The 17,203-nt window shown below is 27.8% G+C and carries 21 protein-coding genes and 1 pseudogene; 21 read left to right on the forward strand and 1 reads right to left on the reverse strand.

What is annotated here, in order from left to right:
• Positions 1-35: 35 nt before the first annotated feature.
• Positions 36-1,397, reverse strand: a complete 1,362-nt coding sequence (locus JG780_RS04575) for a Do family serine endopeptidase (RefSeq protein ID WP_287569356.1) — start codon at positions 1,395-1,397, stop codon at positions 36-38.
• Positions 1,398-1,573: 176 nt separating this feature from the next.
• Between JG780_RS04575 and JG780_RS04580 the strand changes: the two genes are divergently transcribed.
• The 21 genes and pseudogenes from JG780_RS04580 to JG780_RS04680 form a co-directional block, all read left to right on the forward strand.
• Positions 1,574-2,638: a tetratricopeptide repeat protein gene (locus tag JG780_RS04580; protein ID WP_114703129.1), complete on the forward strand. Its 1,065-nt coding sequence runs from the start codon at positions 1,574-1,576 to the stop codon at positions 2,636-2,638.
• Positions 2,623-3,321, forward strand: coding sequence for a prepilin peptidase (locus tag JG780_RS04585; RefSeq protein WP_287569357.1), 699 nt, complete (start codon positions 2,623-2,625; stop codon positions 3,319-3,321). The genes JG780_RS04580 and JG780_RS04585 overlap by 16 nt, the downstream gene beginning before the upstream one ends.
• A gap of 1 nt (position 3,322) precedes the next feature.
• Positions 3,323-3,811 carry a lytic transglycosylase domain-containing protein gene (locus JG780_RS04590; protein WP_287569358.1) on the forward strand — a complete coding sequence of 163 codons (489 nt, stop codon included), beginning with the start codon at positions 3,323-3,325 and terminating at the stop codon, positions 3,809-3,811.
• Complete coding sequence (locus JG780_RS04595; protein WP_287569359.1) at positions 3,792-5,300, forward strand: NAD(P)H-hydrate dehydratase; 1,509 nt, start codon at positions 3,792-3,794, stop codon at positions 5,298-5,300. Before JG780_RS04590 ends, JG780_RS04595 begins: the two co-directional genes overlap by 20 nt.
• Positions 5,297-6,424 (forward strand): tetratricopeptide repeat protein, encoded by a 1,128-nt coding sequence (locus JG780_RS04600; RefSeq protein ID WP_287569360.1) that lies wholly within the window; start codon positions 5,297-5,299, stop codon positions 6,422-6,424. The genes JG780_RS04595 and JG780_RS04600 overlap by 4 nt, the downstream gene beginning before the upstream one ends.
• Positions 6,421-7,350 carry a tRNA (guanosine(46)-N7)-methyltransferase TrmB gene (gene trmB, locus JG780_RS04605; RefSeq protein ID WP_287569361.1) on the forward strand — a complete coding sequence of 310 codons (930 nt, stop codon included), beginning with the start codon at positions 6,421-6,423 and terminating at the stop codon, positions 7,348-7,350. Before JG780_RS04600 ends, trmB begins: the two co-directional genes overlap by 4 nt.
• Positions 7,347-8,315, forward strand: coding sequence for an NAD(P)H-dependent glycerol-3-phosphate dehydrogenase (locus JG780_RS04610; RefSeq protein WP_287569362.1), 969 nt, complete (start codon positions 7,347-7,349; stop codon positions 8,313-8,315). Before trmB ends, JG780_RS04610 begins: the two co-directional genes overlap by 4 nt.
• The gene (locus tag JG780_RS04615) at positions 8,303-8,647 is read left to right on the forward strand and encodes a hypothetical protein (RefSeq protein WP_287569363.1); all 345 of its coding nucleotides are present in this window, start codon (positions 8,303-8,305) and stop codon (positions 8,645-8,647) included. Before JG780_RS04610 ends, JG780_RS04615 begins: the two co-directional genes overlap by 13 nt.
• 4 nt (positions 8,648-8,651) lie before the next feature.
• Entirely contained in the window at positions 8,652-8,891 is a 240-nt protein-coding gene (locus JG780_RS04620) for a monovalent cation/H+ antiporter complex subunit F (RefSeq protein WP_287569364.1), read from the forward strand.
• Positions 8,888-9,145, forward strand: coding sequence for a monovalent cation/H(+) antiporter subunit G (locus tag JG780_RS04625; RefSeq protein WP_012579338.1), 258 nt, complete (start codon positions 8,888-8,890; stop codon positions 9,143-9,145). The genes JG780_RS04620 and JG780_RS04625 overlap by 4 nt, the downstream gene beginning before the upstream one ends.
• A complete protein-coding gene (locus JG780_RS04630; protein ID WP_287569365.1) occupies positions 9,142-9,795 on the forward strand; it encodes a hydrogenase subunit MbhD domain-containing protein in 654 nt (217 codons plus the stop codon). Before JG780_RS04625 ends, JG780_RS04630 begins: the two co-directional genes overlap by 4 nt.
• Entirely contained in the window at positions 9,796-10,827 is a 1,032-nt protein-coding gene (locus JG780_RS04635; protein WP_004103436.1) for a M42 family metallopeptidase, read from the forward strand.
• A gap of 54 nt (positions 10,828-10,881) precedes the next feature.
• Positions 10,882-11,367 carry a metal-dependent transcriptional regulator gene (locus JG780_RS04640; protein WP_287569366.1) on the forward strand — a complete coding sequence of 162 codons (486 nt, stop codon included), beginning with the start codon at positions 10,882-10,884 and terminating at the stop codon, positions 11,365-11,367.
• Positions 11,360-11,605, forward strand: coding sequence for a DUF4911 domain-containing protein (locus JG780_RS04645; protein ID WP_232617999.1), 246 nt, complete (start codon positions 11,360-11,362; stop codon positions 11,603-11,605). Before JG780_RS04640 ends, JG780_RS04645 begins: the two co-directional genes overlap by 8 nt.
• On the forward strand, positions 11,606-12,457 hold the full coding sequence (locus tag JG780_RS04650) for a metallophosphoesterase family protein (RefSeq protein WP_287569367.1): 852 nt from the start codon (positions 11,606-11,608) through the stop codon (positions 12,455-12,457).
• Positions 12,444-12,962, forward strand: coding sequence for a GNAT family N-acetyltransferase (locus JG780_RS04655; protein ID WP_287569368.1), 519 nt, complete (start codon positions 12,444-12,446; stop codon positions 12,960-12,962). Before JG780_RS04650 ends, JG780_RS04655 begins: the two co-directional genes overlap by 14 nt.
• On the forward strand, positions 12,959-13,696 hold the full coding sequence (locus tag JG780_RS04660) for a hypothetical protein (RefSeq protein ID WP_287569369.1): 738 nt from the start codon (positions 12,959-12,961) through the stop codon (positions 13,694-13,696). Before JG780_RS04655 ends, JG780_RS04660 begins: the two co-directional genes overlap by 4 nt.
• A 2-nt stretch (positions 13,697-13,698) precedes the next feature.
• Positions 13,699-14,457, forward strand: a complete 759-nt coding sequence (locus JG780_RS04665) for a hypothetical protein (RefSeq protein WP_287569370.1) — start codon at positions 13,699-13,701, stop codon at positions 14,455-14,457.
• Complete coding sequence (locus JG780_RS04670) at positions 14,454-14,972, forward strand: cob(I)yrinic acid a,c-diamide adenosyltransferase (RefSeq protein WP_004103449.1); 519 nt, start codon at positions 14,454-14,456, stop codon at positions 14,970-14,972. Before JG780_RS04665 ends, JG780_RS04670 begins: the two co-directional genes overlap by 4 nt.
• Before the next feature lie 18 nt (positions 14,973-14,990).
• A complete protein-coding gene (gene hutH, locus JG780_RS04675; protein ID WP_004103460.1) occupies positions 14,991-16,475 on the forward strand; it encodes a histidine ammonia-lyase in 1,485 nt (494 codons plus the stop codon).
• Positions 16,472-17,203 (forward strand): annotated as a pseudogene (locus JG780_RS04680) (cache domain-containing protein); the annotation flags it as partial. The gene hutH and the pseudogene JG780_RS04680, both read left to right, overlap by 4 nt.

Raw genomic sequence — 17,203 nt, forward strand, 5'->3', positions numbered from 1 at the left:
AAAAAACCGGCTAAAAAGCCGGTTTATTAAAAAAATTAGTATCCGAATGAAAAGATCCCTGTAGCTCCTTTATAATAATAGAAGAAAGCAACATAATCTCCTTTTTTAACATTTTTTATTGTATTATTCCAGTCATTTATATTTTCAATCTTGTATGTTTTACCACTTATAGCCATTTTGTAAATCACATATCCTTCTTTTATAAAACCATTTTTACTTTTCACTACAATTACACCATTTACTTCCTCAGGTATCTGATACTTTTCTCTATCTGCATTGTCAATATCTTTTACAATAATTCCTGCAAATTCCTGAGCTTCTACCTCTTCTTCAAAGCTTTCCTCAGCTCTACCTAAAATAACTTCAATCTCTATTTCTTTACCTTTTCTATCTATTTTTATTTTTATTTTTGAACCTGGAGTATAATTGTGAATAATAGATGCAAGTTCACCTGCAGAAGACACTGACATATTCTCAACTTCTAGTATAACGTCTCCCTCTTTCAAACCTGCTTTTTCTGCCGGAGAATTCTTAACGACTTGTGCTATGTAAACTCCTTTACTAACTTTTAATCCTAAAGCTTTCTTTAAATCATCCGTCACTGTTTGCATGTATACTCCAAGATAAGCTTTTTCAACTTTACCTGTTTTTATAATGCTATCAATAAATCTTTTTGCAGTATTGATTGGAATTGCAAAACCTATATTCATTGCTTCAGAAGGTGCTATAATTGCAGTATTTATACCTATTACTTGACCATGAATATCTAACAATGGCCCCCCACTATTACCAGGATTAATTGCCGCATCAGTCTGGATTAAATTTGTATAATAACCTGAATTATCCGGTTTTGGTATTTTTCTACCAACAGCTGAAACTACACCCAAAGTTACTGTATGTTGAAACCCTAATGGATTTCCTATAGCAATTGCCCATTCTCCAATTTTTATTTTATCTGAGTCACCAAATTCTAGAACTGGTAAATCACTACCTTTGGGATCAATTTTTAAAACTGCTATATCTAGTTCTTTATCTCCACCAATATATTCGGCTTTATATTCTGTTCCATCCAACAAACTCACTTTAATTTCCTCAGCACCGTCTACAACATGGAAATTTGTCAAAATGTAACCTTCTTTATCAAATATAAAACCCGAACCTAGACTTGTCCCTTTTTGTTGGTATTGTTTTGGAATATCGCCAAACCACCTTTTAAAGAAATCTTCAATAAATGGATCAATATATGAGGTTGAATAAACTGTTGCCTCAACTTTAACAACTGCCGGTGCAGCTTCTTCAACTACCTTTGTAACTGGACTAACATAATCAGGATTTACGTATGAAAAAATTAATAATGAAACAAATCCTAAAATCAGTATAGTAGAAAATTTCTTCACAAAAATCACCTCCAGTTTCTGTAAAATTGATTTTTCAATGATTATTTACATTTTCTGGCATTTTCTGAAGTATTTGACTTTAAATATCACTATTAAGTTCTAAAATATTGTTTTCAATTTTTACATATTATGTTATAATGTAAATGTAAGGTAACAATTATTTGGAGGTGATAATTATGAAGGTTGAAATGATGGTAAAAGATAAAATTATTACAATAACTGATGAATCGCCATTGTATATTATGTTGAGAGATTTGTTTTATGGTGGAGATTGGTATAATATGAAAAAAGATTTTAATGACAAAGCATTTTTAAACGAGATCGAAAATCTAGAATTTATAGAGAAAAACATAACCATTTTGAATGACTCATTTTATTCGCCAATAATTTGGTCTGAGCTTGTTTCTTTCTTCAATGAAAAAAACATAACACCTGAACTTTTCCAACATGCGACTGTTGATGGACTTTATGAATTATCTATAGAATATGCTGATAAAGATCTACTAGGTGATGCTAAAAATATCTTAGAATTTGCTATTAAGGTTGACAAAAATTTTGCCCCGGCTTATGATTTTCTAGGAAGCATACATATTGAATTAGGAAATATTGAAGAAGGAATAAAATTTCTTAACAGGGCTGTTGAAATAGATCCTTGGCTCGTGCAATCATATTCAACATTAGGTGAAGTTTACTATAACCAAGGAGATTATGAAAAAGCTATAAGCTATTGGCTTAAAGAAATTGAATATTCTCCAAATGACATATTCACTTATTTCATGATTGCAGATGCATATACAAGAATGAAAAATTATGAAAAAGCTGCAAATATTCTAAATAAACTTTTAGAAATTGACAATAATAACATTATTGCGATGTATGAATTATCTCAAATTTACAGAGAAATGGGCAAAACTAAAGAGGCTGATATGGTTGAAAAAGAAATACTTAATGCAAAACCAATTGATCCAAATGGAATTGAAATATGGGCTAAAATAAAGATGAAATATAATAACTATGATGAAATTGTTGAAGTAATTGAACCAATGATTGATAATACAATTGATTCACTTCATCTAAAAGCATTATTAGTTGTTCCTTACATAAAATTGGGAAAAATAGAAGAGGCAAGAAAATATTATGAAGAACTCAAACAAAATGATTTTTGGTATTTGTTTGGTAAAAAGGAAATTTTTGATAAATATCTAACAAAAAAGGAGAAAGAACTTTGTGGTATTTTTTAAATTTTCTTTTAGGTATAATATTAGGTAGTTTTTTAAATGTAATTATTTATAGAAGCGTGGAGGGTATTAAAATTTATGATCCTCCACGCTCTTTTTGCCCTATGTGTAATCATCAATTAAAGTGGTATGATAATATTCCATTGTTAAGTTATCTTTTACTTAGAGGTAAATGCAGATATTGTGGTTCAAAAATTTCTTTTAGATATTTTTTTGTTGAATGTATTATTGGAATTCTTTTCCTAATTCATAGTATTCTTTTTAATTATACAGAAGCATTATTGCTAAATATTATTGTATTTGCTATAATTCCAGCTATATTCATTGATTTTTCAATAATGATGATACCTGATTTTTCTTGGATTTTAATATGGACAGTAAGTATTATAGACTTATTATTAAGACATGAATTATGGATTCTTAAAACTTTTTCTTTAATTACAATAATGATTATTTTTATGTTAATAAAAAAAATATATAAAGAGGGCCTTGGAGAAGGAGATATTTATTTGATTGCACCATTTTCATTCCTTTTAATCCCTCCTTTAAGTATATATTTATTGCTATTTTCATCAATTTCAGCTTTAATTTATGCACTTATTAAGAAGAATAAAATTATTCCATTTGGGCCTTTCATTTCAATTTCAGGATATTTTCTATATTTTTTTATGTTAAAATATTACTGAGGTGAATAATTTGAGATTTTTCATCTTATTAATTTCTTTTCTTATAATAACTTGTATATTCTATTTATACGAGTTATACCCTTTAAAGTATATTGATCTAATACCAAATAGTAGCTTTGATAAATTATTAATTTTGAGTATTATTAAAGTAGAAAGTAGTTTTAAAACTAATGCTATTTCAAATGTCGGTGCCTACGGATTAATGCAAGTTCTACCTTCAACTGCCGAATGGATCAACAATAAATTTAATACAAATTACAATTTAAAAGTCCCAAAAGATAATATCTTATTAGGAATAACATATTTGGAATATCTCTACAATATTACGAAAGATTTAAAAAAAACAATTAGTTATTACAATACTGGGCCTAATGCTTCAAATGAAATTGTAAAAACAGCTGGTTCAAATTATTACAACAAAATAATGAAAGCTTATTCTTTATATAAATTCCTATATAGGAGTGATAATTATGAGATTAGTAACAAGTAATGAAATTAAAATGTTAGACCAAAGAGCAATAAAAGATTTCGGAATAAATAGTTTAATTTTAATGGAACGAGCAGGCATTTCAACAATTGAAGTAATGTGGAATGAATTTAAAAACCTTGAAAAATATAGTTATGCTGTATTTTGTGGTCCTGGAAATAATGGCGGAGATGGTCTTGTTATAGCAAGAGAATTATTAAACTATACAGAAGCAGTTAAAGTAATATTAATTTCTGAAAAAATTACTTCAGAGGCTACAACAAATTTAAATATATTTAAAAGGCTTGGGGGAGAAGTAATTAAATTAAGGGATGATAATATACTAGAAGTTGTTGACATAATAAAAAATTCTGACATTATTATAGACGCCATTTTTGGTGTAGGACTTTCGAAAGATGTGAAAGGAATATATGCGGAAATTATTAATTTTATAAACCTATACTCAAACTATACCGTCTCTGTCGACATTCCTTCGGGTATTTCAGCTGATACAGGTAAAATCTTAGGCACTGCAATTAGAAGTGATCTAACAGTAACTTTTGAATTCCCAAAAATTGGCCATATTTTATTTCCAGGAAGGGAGTTTTCTGGAAAACTTAAAGTTGTCAAAATAGGTATTCCAAAAGTACTTCAAGATTTGAACCCATGTGACAAAATCTTACTTACTAAAGATTATTTTAATATACCAAAAAGATTTAAAGAAAGTAATAAAGGAACATATGGAAAAGTTGTTATTATTGGTGGTTCAAAAGATTATATTGGCGCACCTGTTCTTAGCTCAATAGCAGCTATTAGATCAGGCGCTGGAAAAGTTATACTTTTCTCTACAGAAAAATCAACTACTGTTGCTTTAAATCACGAACTTGGAATAATACCGATAACAATTAGTAAAGATTATTTTGACAAATCTCATATTAACTTAATTCTTCCATATATTGATGAAAAAACTTCGGTTGTAATAGGTCCTGGTATAGGTAGAAATCCTTTAACGGAGGAATTTACTGTAGAATTATTAAAAAATATAAATTCTCCTGCTGTTATTGATGCAGATGCAATATCTTTATTAAGAAACCACAAAAATATACTTTCTGAGAAAAAGAATATAATTATTACTCCACACCCTGGTGAATTATCAAACTTTTTAGAACTTGATATAGATTCTGTAAAATACAATTATAAGCTTGTCAAAGAAACTGCTGAAAAATATAACCTTTTGTTAGTTTTAAAAGATGTTACTACAATTATTTCTGATGGAGAAAAAATATTTTTCAATGTAACGGGAAACACCTCACTTTCAAAAGGAGGAAGTGGCGATATTCTTAGTGGGCTAATTGGAGGTTTTTTGGCGCAAAGTAGTAATGTTTTGGAAAGCAGCTTAGCAGCAGTTTATATTCTTGGGATTGCTTCTGAGCTTTATGAATACGAAGGTTACAACCTAATAACTGAAATTTTAAATAATATTCCAAAGGCCATAGCGGAGGTGAAAGAATGAATTATAACTTAATAAAATTTGTAAGGAAACTACTTAAAGATAGGCAATTTGAACTTGCTAAAAATATAATTGATATTATCGAAGCTGAATATCCTTTCTTAAAATTTGAATACAATCTATTTATTAAAAATTTTGAGGAAGCACTAGAAATTTTTAAAAATCTTTCTCATTCAGATTTACAATCACTTTATAATATTGAAAATCTTGAAAATCTAAATTTAGAAGAATTGTTAAACAAAATTTACTCATCAATTGATGATAATATTAACTATGATGAAATAAAAAGTGAAATCCCAGAAATATCACAGCTAATAATTTTTGAACTTGAAAAAGCTACAAAAGAAAAAAATAGATCAAATGAACAATATTTAAAAGATTTGCTTTCAAAGTTTGAAAAAAACAATTATTTTCTTAAAGAAGAAAGAACTAATTCTTCCAATTTTAGTATTATTTTTATGAGCCTTCTGGTTGTAACATTAATTTTTACAATCATTTCATTATTTAATCCTATATTTTTTTCTATCAAAAATTCAATAAATAATATAGAATCAAATATTACATCAAACTATTACAATATTAAAAATGAACTCTCAAAACTAAATAATATAGCAAATGAGATTTTCAAAAACACTTCTTCTTTAGTTGAAAGTAACCAAAAAATGTTAGAAAAAGATAACAGTTCAACCATTAATAATTACTTTGTAGAACTTAAAAATGAAATTGAAAAACTAAAAGCACAAATAAACTATATGTCCAGTAAAATATCGACTAGTTCTCCATTAAAAAATGAAAATAGCCAGACCACCTTATTCGAAAAATTTGATCCTAATTCAAATGAAACTTTAAGATTTATGTGGTTAATAGCATATCAATATTATAAACAAAAGAACTACATTATGGCTAAAAACATCTTAGAAACTATCATTGATAAAGCATTATCACATAATCTTAATTATTTATATTTTATTGATGATGTTTATTACTATAGAGCTTTAATTTACTATGAAATGGGAGATTTTGAAAATGCCTATCTTTTATTTAATGATTTTATTGAAAGATTCCCAAATAGTACTTATAAAAAACATGCAGAATATTTTATAAAGATCTTAGGAGGGTTGAAATGATTTATCCTGAGTACGAGTTAAAACCTCAATTTTTTAAAGAATTCCCCTTACAATGGGGAAAAATATTTGATAATAATAACCCACTTCATGTTGAACTTGGATTTGGCAATGGAGAATTTGCAGCATATTATACTCAAAAACATAAAAACATAAATTATATCGGATTTGAACTTTCAATTACTTCAATGGTAAAGGCTCAAAGAAAATTAAAAAGAAACAATGTAACAAATGCAAAATTAATATTATGTGATGCAAGATTTGGATTAAGAGAATTCTTTGATAGCAATTCAATAGAAAAAGTTATTATGAACTTTCCAGTTCCTTGGTATAAAAACTCACAGGCACACAGACGAATTATAATTCAAGATTTTTTTGAAACTTTAGCAGATGTTCTGATTGAAAATGGAGAATTTGAACTTCTAACTGACCAGGAATGGTATGCAATAGAGGCTTTTGAAAATGCTAAAAATTCAGGATATTTTGAAGTATTTGACATTGAAAAAAATCCTAAACGTGAATTTTTAACTCGTTATGAAAAAAAATGGATAAAATTCAATCGGGATATATTCAAACTTGTAGTTAAAAAAATAAAAGGCGTAAAGGTTAATAGATTAATCGGAGGTGTTAACGAAGTGCCACATGCATCTGGAAAAATAAGTGAAGAAAAAATAAAACTACTTAAAGGTAAAGTATTTAAAGAAAATAATAAAGTTTTTGTAATTAAAAATGTATATAAAGAATTAGATTCTAATTCTCATATATTTAAAGTAATTTCTTCAGATGGTGATTTTTCACAACATTATTTCTTAGTGCTCTATCAAAAAGACAATGAAAATTGGGTAATAAAACTAGATAGTGAATCAAATCCATATAGAACTCCTGCAGTTAAATGGTCTGTAAAAAAAATTATGGAGGTGCTTCAGTGAAATTCGGAATACTTGGTGCAGGAAGTTGGGGTTGTGCATTTGCAAATTTATTAGTTGAAAATGACCATGATGTGCTTGTTTGGGCTAGAAGAAAAGAAGTTGTAGATGAAATAAATAATTACTCTAAGAATTCTTATTTACCCAATGTCAAACTAAATTTCAAAGCAACAAATGATTTAAATGAAATCATCAAATTTTCAGAGTTTCTAGTTATAGCTATTCCAGTACAATTTATTAGAGACGTGATTAAAAACATTAAAATATGGAATATTAAAGGTATTTTAAATCTTTCAAAAGGGATTGAAATAAAAACTTTGAAAAGGGTTTCAGAAGTTATTGAAGAGTTCACGAATACTCCATATTCAATACTTTCGGGTCCATCTCACGCTGAAGAAGTAGCAAATAAAATACCAACGGCAGTTACGGTTTCAGGAAGTAATGCAAAACTTTTTCAGTCTTTAATTAGTAATGATTATTTTAGAGTTTATACCTCAGAAGATATAGTTGGAGTTGAAATAGCAGGCGCACTTAAAAATGTAATGGCTATTGCTGCTGGAATATTAGACGGTCTAGGTGGATGGGATAATTCCAAAGCTGCTCTAATGACAAGAGCACTTCATGAAATGATTAAATTTGGAAAAATATTTGGAGCGGATGAAAAAACGTTTTTTGGACTCCCAGGTGTTGGTGACTTAATGGTAACATGTAATAGTAGACACAGTAGAAATAGAATGTTTGGAGAATTAATAGCAAAAGGTCATACTTTAAACGAACTAATAAAAAATAACAAAATGATTGCAGAAGGAATTTACACAGTAAAAGCTGTTGTTGAAATTGCAAAGAAAAAAAACATTGAGATGCCAATTGCAAACGAAGTTTACGAAATATTATATAATAACAAAAATCCTAAATCTTCTATGGTTGAACTTATGAGGAGGCCTTTAAAAAAAGAATGGCTCATATAATAAATATACTAATTGGTTTTTTATTTTTATCAACTTTCTTTGGTCTAGAAAACTATCATATTTCAATTATTATATGCATCTTTATTTATATAATTATTAATCCAGGAAAATTTAATTTTCTAAAAGTTTTTTATAAACTAGTCATTAATATTCCAAAATCTTTATATGAAACATTTATACTTCCTATCTTAAAAAAGGAAGTTATTGAGTCGGAAAAGTACACTGATGATTTTCAAATGTTAATAAAAATTTTAACAATTACCCTTACTCCTAAAACAATTGTTTTTGATCATGATAACAACTTCTTATATATTCATAAACTTGATAGGTGAGAATGTGATTTATATAATACTTGCTTCTATTATTTTTTCAATTATTTCTGTTTTAAAAGAAAAAGATATTTATTATAAATTAGTACCTTTACTTACAATACAAACCAAAGTATCAATTCTTATTATATTATACTCCTACATTAAAGAACAGCCAATGTTAATAGATATTGGTATTTTTTATCTTTTACTTTCAATCGGTGGAACCTTTGTTATATCATCTTTCATTTCCAGGAGTGATTTATGATAATTATATACCTTGGTACTTTAATAATGCTTATTGGAAATTTTTTAGCTTTTTTTCAAAAAAACATTCTTAAAAAAATTCACTATATTGGTGCCGGTGATACTTCTGGTGCTATTTTAATAATGATTGGATTACTAACGAAAAATTATGAAATACCTAAAATTTTGACTACGATATTAATTTTAATAGTAGGTCTCCCTGCATCAAGTTATTTTATTTCCATTTCAATTATAAGAAAGGAAAAAAAGCTATGATAAGGTATATTTTTGGAATGACTGCAATTTTTGTAACAATCTCTATATTTTTCTCAAATAAAACTTTTAACTCTTTTTTATATAGAACAATTCTTAGTGTTTTAATGGTTGCAATTTATACATTATATCTTGCACCAGATGTAGCACTAGCCGAAGCAATGTTAGGTGCTCTTTTATCAACGTTTGTATATCTTTTAACATTTAAAATCCATTCGAAAATAAAAGTTGTGATCGTCGAAATACCAATACTCTGTGAAAATCACCAAAATATATCTGTTGGTTTGATCCCAGAAATACTTAATGACTTTGCAAAAAAATACAATCATAAAATTGAGTTCATTTATGAAGAATCTATTTCTAAAGTTGACAAATTACTCCTTTCTGGAGAAGTTGACATTGCAATTTCCTATGATGGTGATTTTAAAATTCTAGAAATACCTATTTACAAACACAAAGATAGAGAACTTACATACTTTGAAATAACAAAATCTTCAGACATAGATTACTCAAAAGTAAAAAAAATAAAAAACGCTTCTTTATATTTTAAATTCTCTGATAAAGATACAACACTTTTTGAAGAATTTTCTTCATTTTATAATTCCCAATACATAAATGAAAAACTAAAAAAATACAAATTAGGAGGGATTTGAATGACATACGTTCAAGAAGCTGTTAATAAGATTGTAGAACTTTGCAATATACCAAGCCCTACTGGTTACACCTATAAAGCTATAAAATACTTAATTGATGAATTTAAAAACCTTGGTTTTAAATACTACCTAACTAACAAAAACAACTTATTAGTTGACCTTGGACATGGTGATAGTAATGCAATCATGTTTACTGCTCATGTAGATACTTTAGGTGCAATGGTAAGATCTATAACAAATAAAGGGACGCTTAAAATTACAAGAATAGGTGGCTATCCTTTCAGTCACATTGAAAATGAAAATTGTACTATTTTCACAAGAGATGGTAAAGAATTTACTGGCACAATTTATAATATTCATCCATCAGTTCACGTATATGAGGATAGTGGAACAATAAAAAGAAGTGAAGAAAATATGGAAATCGTTTTAGATCAGAAAGTTCACTCAAAGGAAGACGTTATTGAACTTGGAATTATGCCAGGAGACTTTGTATCCTTTGATCCCAGAACTGTTGTAACAAAAACAGGATTTATTAAGAGTAGACATCTTGATGATAAAGCAAGTGCAGGTATATTAATAGCACTTGCAAAGTCAATACGCGATTTTGCAATTGAACCAAAGAGAAGAGTTTACATGCTTTTCACAAGTTATGAAGAAGTTGGCCATGGTGGAGCAGCAAATATTCCTGAAGATGTTACTGAGGTTATAGCTGTAGACATGGGAGCAGTTGGCAGCGATCTCGAATCAAATGTTTACTCTGCATCAATTTGTGCTAAAGATTCCAGTGGCCCATATGATTATGAAATTGTTGGAAAATTAATAAAAGCTGCAAAGTTTGCTGAAGTAAATTATACAGTTGATATTTATCCTTATTATAGTTCTGATGTTAGTGCTGCTTTAAGGGCTGGACACGATATAAAGCATGGACTTGTTGGACCTGGGATTTATGCTTCACATGGATATGAAAGAACTCATATTGAAGCTATTGAAGCTACACTAAAGCTTTTACAAAAGTATCTTGAAATTGACTAATTTAGTATATGGTATAATTGAATAGTAGAAAGTTAACTTATGGAGGTAGATAATTTGTCAGTAGAATATAATTTAACAAAAGCAGAAAGAAAATATCTTCTTATGGTTTTTTTAACTCTTAATTCAATGGGATGGACTAGATTAAAAAAAATTGCTGACTATGCTGGTGTAAAAATGCCCTCTGCAAAACAAGCACTAGATTCCCTGGCTGAAAAAGGACTGATTTATTATGAGAAAAGAGGAGCTATTACTCTAACTGATGAAGGAAAAAAAATTGCAATTATAGAAAATAAAAACATAAGAGCTGTTCAAAAGTTCTTAATTGAAATTTTAGGAATAAATCCAGAAAAAGCATGGGATTCATGCTTGAAAATTTATTTTGATATGGATGAGGAAGCCGCTTCAAAATTTTTACTATTTGCAAAATTTATGAATGAATGTCCACAAGAAAAACCACTTTTCATAAAACACTTTAAAGAATATTTAAACAAAGGAAAAATAACCGATAATTGTCCATTTCTTAATAAGGAGGGTGAATAAATTGGAAAAAGAATTAGATGTTTTATTAAAAATTGATAAAGAAGATGTTCATCTTTTAAGCTATATTTTAGAATCAGAAGACAATTTAGCAAATATTAGAAAATATGAAAATCAAATATTACGTATAATAACCACCTCTTCACTATTAGATGAAGTTATGAAAATTTTAAATAGTTTAAAAGAAAAGATCAAGTTTGAAATTATCGAAATAAAGGAAAATTCTGGAAGTGCAGGATAAATGGCTTTTAAAAAATATGTTATTTTTTTCCTGATTATTTTTTCCATAATAATTTTTCCAGAAACTAATAAAACTTTATATTTCAATTTTAATAATAAAATAATCGTTAAAAACCATGATGAAAGTTTCAACTTTTCGTTGAATTATTCATCTGTTGCAGCCATATACGGAGATTCAAGATGGGGAGATAAGATTCACTCCGAAATTGTATCTCAAATTCTAAAATTCAATCCACACGTTGTTATCCATTTAGGCGATATGGTAAACAAAGGTGATAATATAAATGACTGGGAAAAATTTTTTGAAATAACTTATGATTTAAGAAAGCATTCATATTTTCAAGTAGTAAAGGGAAATCATGAAAATCCAAGTAATTTTTTTGATAAAATTTTTGGAGTTATAAACTATTATTCAGATTTTTTTGGTTATAGGTTTATATTTTTAGATGCTGAATCGGGAATAAATGAATGTATAGAATTTATTAAAAATTATGCCAACGAAAAGTCTATAGTATTCCTTCATTATCCCATCTTTACGGTTGGCCCACATTATAAAGACTCCATTGTAAAAAAATTAAAAATTTTACACGAAATATTTTTAAACAAAAATGTTAAACTGGTATTTTCAGCTCATGAACATAATTATCAACACTTTATTGTTGACAATATTCATTATATAATTACTGGTGGGGGTGGAGCTGCCACTTACAATAAAGTGCTTAACAATGAAAATTTAACCTTTTTTTCAAAAGTTCACAACTTTATTATACTTGAATTTAATAACAAATTTATTACTGTAAAATCCTATATGTACAATGGTGAACTATTGGAGGAATTCAATGTCCAATACTGAATTATTAATTGAAGAAATTTCTAAAAGTGATATCTATAACCTATATTTATACAGGAAAAACATATTGTCTGAAACACCATTTTTAGTAACTACTATAGATGATTTAATGGATTTTAATTCATTTAAAAATTATATTCATTTTTACATTGAAAATGATTTACGAAATATATTTGTAGCAAAAAAAGATAATACTATAATTGGTGAAATTACAATTTTAATTCACGATAAAAAAAGAATGAGACATGTTGCAGAATTTGGTATTTCAGTTTTGAAAGAATATCGGGGTAATGGCATTGGAAAAAAATTAATACAAACAGCCGAAAAATGGGCTTTTGATAAAAATGTAAAAAGAATTCAAATAGAAGTTATGGAAAATAATATTGTTGCATTAAATCTTTATCTTTCGCTAGGATATAAAATAGAAGGTAGAAAGAAAATGGCAGTTCGTTTTGGTGATTCATTTGTTGATCTAATTATAATGGCGAAGTTGAGGGATTTTAAATGAAAAAACTTGTATCAATACTTCTTATAACATTTTTTTTATTATTTCCATATTTTTTATTTAAAATTGACTATTTCAACTCTCTTAAAGAACTCAATTTTTCAAAGCAAATTGTTGAAAATGAATTTAAAAGTTATAGTCAACTGGTTAAAGAATATATCTCAGTTAAAAAACCAGATGGATATGTCGTTGATAATAAAATTTATTTTGAAGGTTCTTTGTATGAGTACAATAATATTAAAGAAGGATTTAACATTCTTACTTTGAATAATAAAGAGGAGCTTTTTTATATAACTAAAAATAATTTATACAAAGTTCCTGGAATAAATTCAACTTTTCTATTCTATATCTCAACAAATGAAAAAATCATGAATGAAGGATATAAATTTAAAAATTTGCAAGATGTATTCCCGGACATTGAAAAAAATGTAACTTACTTTAATGGAAAAAAAGTGTTATTCAAAAAAATCAAATTATCAAACGACTGTTATTCTCTTGTTTACGTCTTATATCCAAAAAAATATTTAACATTGTACTTTATATTCATACCAACTTCAATACTCATATTTTACTTTTTCTTTTTTTACAACAGGGAAATGGAAAAAAATTTGAACAAAAATATAAAAAAATTCTCAAGATCTATAAAAATTCTCAAAAATATAATCAAAAATTGTGAACATAATGAAACCTTAAAAGAAGAAATAAAAGAATTAAAGAAAATACTCAAGGAGGAATAAAGTTGGAAATATACATTGATTCAACATTTTCAAAAAATGAACTAATTGAATTTGTTGTGCCAATCATAATAAGAGCAAACAACAATTTTTTTGTAGATTTTTATAACTATATCGCCCTATATAACCCTAATTTAAATCTTGTTAAAAATGAAAAATTATTAGATATACATATGAACGTGTATGAAATAAACACGGAGATTGATTTTGATAACTTGCAAGAATTAACTAAAGAAAATTCTGAAATATTTTTTACACGCAATTTTATTGCAAAAAAAGCATTAGAACTAAAAATTAACGAAAATAATAATTTTTTAAGATATGAAAATTCAATTTCTTCAATTGAATTAATAATTTCTTTAAACACAAATTTTCTAATAGATAATCCTGAAATTTTTTCCTATAAAAACTCTGAAAAAATATTTGACTTATTTATCTATATTAAATTGCTCTATTTATCGAAAAAATACAATTATCTCTTAGAATCAAAGGGATCAACAATGATATATAAAATAAACTATCAACCTGATTTCAATCTTTTCATGGATTTTTGGAATAATTTTGTTAAATTGAACTCAAAACTAACTCCTACTTTTTTAAACAGAATTTCAAACAAAACTTGTAAAAAAATTAAAAACATTTTCACGTTTCTTCCGCAAGATACTTTAAAAGAACTAGTATTAAAAGATGAATGGTTTATAAACAAATTATTCAATGAAATTACTACATTAAAAAGAATTATATCAGAGGAGGTGCAACAATGATTTCTACAAAGCAAGGTGATAATGGAAAAACAAAACTTGCAAATAACGAAACAGTATATAAAGATGATTTACATGTTGAAGCATATGGAACAGTTGATGAACTTAATTCATATTTAGGTTATGCAAAACATTTTTTAAACAAAAAAGAAAAAGAAATAATTGAAGATATTCAAAAAGATCTTTTTAGAGTTGCAACCGAACTTGCCAAAGGTGAAAAATTTATAAACCTAATTTCGAAAGAAGATGAAGAAAAAATAACAAAACTAGTAGAAGAATATGAAAAAAATGTAAATCTAAACTCTTTTGTAATACCTGGTGCAACTAAAGAAAGTAGTATTCTAGATATATGTAGAACCATTGCTAGACGTGCTGAAAGAAGAATCGTTTCACTTTCAAAAAGTGAAAATGTAAGAAAAGAATTGATTGCATACATTAACAGAATTTCTGATTTACTCTACATAATGGCAAGATACATTGAAAAAGATAATATTATGCCTTATTCCGCCCACAAGTAAAAAAGGAGAAAGTAAAAAATGATCAAAATTGACGGTAATAATCTAAGATTAGATGATATCCATAATGTTGCTCGCAATTTTGAAAAAGTAGATTTAGATGATTTTGCTAAAAATAAAATAACTGAATCAAGAAATACAATTGAAAAAATTTTATCGAGTGGAAAAACTGTTTACGGTATTAACACAGGCTTTGGTGCACTTGTAAATGTAAAAATCTCGGAAAAAGAATTATATGAACTACAAAAAAATATAGTATTATCGCATTCAGCTGGAATTGGTGATCCTTTAGATGAAGATATTGTTAGAGCTATGATGCTTCTTAGAGCTAACTCTCTTGCCAAAGGTTTTTCTGGAGTAAGAGTTGAAGTAATAGAAAAATTGCTTGAATTTTTAAATAAAAAAGTTTACCCATATGTTCCTGAAAAAGGTAGCGTTGGTGCCAGTGGCGATCTTGCCCCCTTATCCCATATTGCCATGGCACTTATTGGAGAAGGATATGTTATTTATAACGGAAAGAAAGAGCCAACGAAAAAGGTGCTTAGTGAATTAAATATTAACCCAATAAAGTTAAAAGAAAAGGAAGGATTAAGTCTTTTAAACGGCACTCAATACATTACTTCAATTCTTGCATTAACAATCAGAGATTCGATAAAACTTCTAGATATAGCCACATTAATAGCTGCAGCAAGTGTTGACGTTCTGCTTGGAACACCTGCTGCTTTCGATGAAAGATTACAAAAAGCAAGGAATCATGATGGGCAAATATACATTGCAAGTTTATTAAGAAATTACTTAAATGGAAGTCAAATAAGAGAATCTCATAAAAATTGTAACAAAGTTCAGGATGCTTATACTTTAAGAGCAATTCCACAAGTATATGGAGCAGTATATGATACGTTAATATACGCAAAAAAAGTTGCAGAAAACGAAATAAATGCTGCAACTGATAATCCTTTGGTTTTTGATAATGATGTTATTAGTGGTGGAAATTTCCATGGGGAGCCAGTTGCATTAGTATCAGACTTTCTTGCTATCGCTTTAACCGATCTTGGAAACATGATTGAACGAAGAATTGATAGATTAGTAAATCCATTAATAAACCAAAAATTACCACCATTTTTAGCTTCTGGAAAAGAAGGTTTAAATTCTGGGTACATGATTTGGCAATATACTGCAGCAGCAATATGCAATGAAAACAAAATCTTATCACATCCAGCATCTACTGATACAATACCAACATCTGCTTATCAAGAAGATCATGTAAGCATGGGGGCAACTTCTGCAAGAAAGCTTAGAAAAATATTCTTCAATATAATTGACTTAGTTACAATTGAAGCAATGCTTGTAAAAGTTGCACTTGAATTTAGAAAACCATTAAAATCTTCTAAAAGTATTGAAGAATTTTTCCGAAAATTTGACTTTATTAAAATAAACGGAGATAGATATTTTGGAGATGATTTTGAAAATGTAAAAAATATTATTATTAAGGAGGTGCTGCAATGAAATTACAGGCAAAATTAATTCTTGCACTTGTTCTTGTTTCAATTCTTGCAACTGTAACAAGCGTAACAACATCATCTTACCTCTCTTTTAAAAATGTCTCACAAGGTGCTCAAAAAATTAATCACCTTGTTTTAACTTCCATCTCAAAGGACATCCAAGCTGGCCTTAAAACTATCATTGATCCCCTATATAAATACGCTACTGGTGGCTCTCTTGCTCCTTATTTAATGAATTCAACAACAGATCTTGGAAAAAAGCAAATTTCTTGGGGGGTAAGGAACGCTAAGAACTCTCTTAAAAAGGAAGGCTATCTAGGGACATACCTAATATTAAGTGACGGTACAACCTTTGATGATACAGGAGAAATCACACCTGATATTAGTGATAAATTTAGCGAAGTTATTGATTCCGTTCTTTCAGGTGAAAAAGAATATGATATCTTTATTCCTTTCGAATTTGATTCTACTTATACCATCGCCGTTATTGCTCCTGTTAAAGATTTCAGTGGAAACGTCCAAGCTGCTTTAATTGGCTTTTATCCTCAAGCTTTCCTTCAAGAGCTGTTAAATAATATCCATCAAGAAGATGATTCTGGTTCTTTAGCTATTTTATATGACACTCTCGTTGTTGCTCATTCTAATGAAAATTTAGTAAACAAATTGGATATTTCAAAAGATGAAAGTTTAAAAGACCTTTACAACGCACTTTCTAAAGATACTGGTAGTGTT

The sequence above is a fragment of the Thermosipho sp. (in: thermotogales) genome (assembly GCF_020054775.1).
Lineage (GTDB): Bacteria > Thermotogota > Thermotogae > Thermotogales > Fervidobacteriaceae > Thermosipho > Thermosipho africanus.